Source organism: Tardiphaga sp., from assembly GCF_028290785.1.
Lineage (GTDB): Bacteria > Pseudomonadota > Alphaproteobacteria > Rhizobiales > Xanthobacteraceae > Tardiphaga.
The window spans coordinates 1-3982 of the sequence record NZ_JAQGJD010000180.1; the positions used below are offsets into that span (position 1 = coordinate 1).

The 3982-nt window shown below is 65.0% G+C and carries 4 protein-coding genes; all 4 read left to right on the forward strand.

Features of this window, described 5'->3' with window-relative positions:
* Positions 1-571 (forward strand): cell wall hydrolase (locus JWR89_RS10520; protein ID WP_299715352.1); only part of this gene is annotated, 571 nt, incomplete at its 5' end.
* A 234-nt stretch (positions 572-805) separates the two neighbouring features.
* Positions 806-2053, forward strand: a complete 1248-nt coding sequence (locus tag JWR89_RS10525) for an MFS transporter (RefSeq protein ID WP_299715355.1) — start codon at positions 806-808, stop codon at positions 2051-2053.
* Positions 2054-2095: 42 nt separating this feature from the next.
* The gene (locus JWR89_RS10530) at positions 2096-3082 is read left to right on the forward strand and encodes an MDR family oxidoreductase (protein WP_299715362.1); all 987 of its coding nucleotides are present in this window, start codon (positions 2096-2098) and stop codon (positions 3080-3082) included.
* 111 nt (positions 3083-3193) lie between these two features.
* On the forward strand, positions 3194-3799 hold the full coding sequence (locus JWR89_RS10535; protein ID WP_299715358.1) for a hypothetical protein: 606 nt from the start codon (positions 3194-3196) through the stop codon (positions 3797-3799).
* The last annotated feature ends 183 nt before the right edge of the window (positions 3800-3982 follow it).

The following is a 3982-nucleotide window of genomic DNA, read 5'->3' on the forward strand; positions in this document are numbered from 1 at the left end:
CGAGAGCGTCGCGGGGAAGGGCGAGGTCAACACCACCACCCACGTCAAGACCCCGGCGGAGCGGCTTGGCCTGTTCGACGAGAAGGCGCGCGCCAAGCAGGAAAAATGCCTGACCGAGGCGGTGTATTTCGAGGCCCGCGGCGAGGCGGTGCGCGGCCAGATGGCGGTGGCGCAGGTGGTCCTGAACCGCGCCTTCTCCGGCTACTATCCCACCACCGTGTGCGGCGTGGTGTACCAGAACAAGCATCGCAAGCTGGCCTGCCAGTTCACCTTCGCCTGCGACGGCATTCCCGACGTGGTCAAGGAGCCCGACATGTGGGAACGCGCCAAGAAGATCGCCAAGGCGAGCCTCGACGGCCGGCTGTGGTTGCCCGAGGTGGCGAAATCGACCCACTACCATGCCTATTGGGTGCATCCGTCCTGGGTGCACGAGATGAAGAAGATGTACCGCACCGGCGTGCACACCTTCTACCGGCCGCGGGCCTGGGGTGACGGCAGCGACGCGCCGAGCTGGGGCACCAGCGCCCAGACCGCGGAAATTTCCCGGGCGCTCGCCGAGGCCAAGCCATAGGCACCGAGCCCTAGGGTGGGCAAAGGCGCACTTGCGCCGTGCCCACCATCCTTCCGCAAGCACTCCGGTGGTGGGCACGTTCGACGCACTTCGCGCGTCGAACGTGCCCACCCTACGGTTTTACAATCCTGCATTCCTGCCTTGCAGGAGACGATTCTTCTCCAGCAACCCTATGATTTCCATGCGAATGCATTAATCTGCCGCCAATCCAATCAGCAGATCCGGGGAAGCGTCATGGCGGTAACAAACAGCATTGCAGGCGCATCGCGTGGTTTGGGCTGGCGGACGCCGCTGGTGATCGTGATCTGCGGCTCGCTGATCGGCATGCTGACCTTCGGCCCGCGTTCCAGCGTCGGCTTCTTCATGCAGCCGATGAGCCTTGAATTCACCTGGGGCCGTGACGTATTCGCGCTGGCCTTCGCCGTGCAGAACCTGCTGTGGGGCATCGGCCAGCCGTTTGCCGGCGCCATCGCCGACAAGTTCGGCAGCGTGCGGGTGATCTGCGTCGGCGCGCTGCTCTATGCCGTCGGCCTTGTGGTGATGCGCTATTCCTCGACGCCGCTGGAGCTCAACCTCGGCGCCGGCCTGCTGATCGGCTTCGGCCTGTCCGGCTGTTCGTTCAATCTGGTGCTGTCGGCGTTCGGCAAGCTGATGCCGCCGGAATGGCGCGGCATCGCGCTCGGCGCCGGCACCGCGGCGGGATCTTTCGGGCAGTTCGTGTTCGCGCCGTTCACGGTGGCAATGATCGACAATGTCGGCTGGCAGCCGACGCTGACCGTGTTCGCGGTGCTGATGCTGCTGGTGATTCCGCTGTCGATGGCGCTGGCGACGCCCACGGTGGCGGCCGCCGACGTCCCGGTGGCGCAGCGGCAGTCGTTCAAGCACGCGCTGTCGGAAGCCTTCGGGCATCGCTCTTACGTGCTGCTGGTGCTCGGCTTCTTCACTTGCGGCTTCCAGCTCGCCTTCATCACCATGCATCTGCCGGCCTATCTGGTGGACAGGGGCATGCCGGCTTCCACCGGCGGCTGGGTGATCGCGGTCATCGGCCTGTTCAACATCGTGGGGTCGCTCACCGTCGGCTATGCCCAGAACAAGTTTCCGAAGCGCTACATCCTGTCGTTCATCTACTTCACCCGCGCGCTGGCGACTGTGGCCTTCATCCTGCTGCCGATGACGACGTTTTCGGCCATCGCCTTCGGTATCATCAGCGGCCTCACCTGGCTGTCCACGGTGCCGCCGACCTCCAGCCTGGTGGCGCTGATGTTCGGCACCCGCTGGCTGGCGACGCTGTATGGCTTCGCATTCTTCAGCCATCAGGTCGGCGGCTTCCTCGGCGCGCTGCTCGGCGGCATCGTCTATGAGAAGTTCGGCTCCTACACGCCGGTGTGGTGGCTGTCGGTGCTGTTCGGCGTGCTGTCGGCGCTGATCAACCTGCCGATCGTCGAAGCACCGGTGGCGCGCCCTGTTGCGCAGCCGGCGTGATCCATTCAACGTAAGATCAAACAAAATTCAGGGAGTGGCGTGTTGGGCATGTTCAAGGCGGTCCGCATCGACAAGGCGGAAAAAGGCACCACGGTAGCGCTGACCCAGTTCGACGAAGCGGAACTGATGGAGGGCGATGTCACCGTGCGGGTCGAGTGGTCCACGGTGAACTACAAGGACGGCCTCGCCGTCACCGGCAAGGCGCCGGTGGTGCGGCGGTTTCCGATGATCGCCGGCATCGACCTCGCCGGCACCGTGGAAGCGTCCTCGCATCCGGACTGGAAGCCCGGCGACAAGGTGATCTGCAACGGCTGGGGCATGGGCGAGACCCATCTCGGCGCCTATGCCGAGAAGGCCCGGGTCAAAGGCGACTGGCTGGTGCGGCTGCCCGACGGCATGACCACGCGCGACGCGATGGCCATCGGCACCGCCGGCTATACCGCGATGCTGAGCGTGCTGGCGCTGGAGAAGCACGGCCTGACGCCAAAGGACGGCCCGGTGGTGGTGACCGGCGCGGCGGGTGGCGTCGGCTCGGTGGCGATCGCGGTGCTGTCGAAGCTCGGCTACCACGTCATCGCCTCGACCGGCCGCACCTCCGAGGAGGGCTATCTCAAGGGTCTTGGGGCCGCAGAAATCATCGACCGCGCGGAACTCTCCGGAGCCGCCAAGCCGCTGGCGAAAGAACGCTGGGCGGCCGGCATCGACAGCGTCGGCTCGACCACGCTGGCGAATCTGCTGTCGATGACGAAATACCGCGGCGCCATCGCCGCCTGCGGCCTCGCCGCCGGCATGGACCTGCCATCCTCGGTCGCCCCGTTCATTTTACGCGGCGTGTGTCTTCTCGGCATCGATAGCGTGATGTGCCCGATCGAGCTGCGCAAGCAGGCCTGGGCGCGGCTCGCCGATGATCTGGACAAGACGAAACTGGCTGAAATCACTCAGGAAATCGGATTGGACGAGGTGATCGAAGCCGGTTCCCGGGTGTTGTCCGGCCAGGTCCGCGGTCGAATCGTGGTAAAGATTTCCTGACGATGTTCAGACTTTACCAACCTCCATGCTCCAATGTTGCCACGGTTGGTATGGTAAGCAGCGGGTAAAGGCGTCTGGCGGTCATCCGCGCTCAGTTTGTCGGAGTATCCTATGGTTGCGCGTTTTGTATTGGGAGCCGTGTTCGCCGCCTCGGTGGCGATGCCCGCGATGGCCGGCTCGATGACGGCGGACGAAGCCCGCAAGTTTGTCGCCGGCAAGGTGTTCGCCTTTACCTGTTTCGACGGTACCCGCGGCGCCGGCCGTGTATTCGACGATGGCGGGGCGGCGGGCGCGGTGCAGTTCTCCGGCTCCGGTCCGGCGCGCAACATGCGGCTGCCCGGCAATACGCTGCAGGTCAAAGGCCAGGCGATCTGCGCCTCGATCAAGGGCATCCCGTTCGAGCCCTGCTTCAACCTCACCAAGAACGACGAGCGCAGCTTTCGCGGCGCCGTGTCGGGCATGGGCTTCGCCTATTGCGATTTCCATCACCAGGGCCGCGGCCAGATGTTGATGGCGCGCGCGATCTCGCGGCCGCGCTCGCTGCGCGCCCCGGAGCAGACCCGCTCCGCGGATGCGGCGGCGGCGGCAGCGAATACCGAGGTCGCGACCCGCGTCGCCACCCCGCGCGTGGAAATCGGCAAGATCGAATCGGTCGGATCGATCAAGGAACCGGCGAAGCTCGAGGGCGCGTCGGAACTGCGCCGCTCCACGGAATAGGCCGGCCGCTCCGTCGTTCTCTCGTGGCGGCGGCCGCTTACGACCGTTGCAGCAGTAACTGCAATTCGATCTCGCGGAAGCTGAAATAGTTCTTCCGGATCCACTGGTGCAGCTCGGTGGAAGAATCCTTCTCCGTGCGCAGATAGCCGGTGAAGGAAAAGTTCAGCCGGTCGATATAGGTTT

What these genes read in the sequence shown, in the direction of transcription:
- JWR89_RS10525 (WP_299715355.1), top strand. Translation starts at nt 806, where the DNA reads ATGGCGGTAACAAACAGCATTGCAGGCGCATCGCGTGGTTTGGGCTGG.
- JWR89_RS10535 (WP_299715358.1), top strand. Translation starts at nt 3,194, where the DNA reads ATGGTTGCGCGTTTTGTATTGGGAGCCGTGTTCGCCGCCTCGGTGGCG.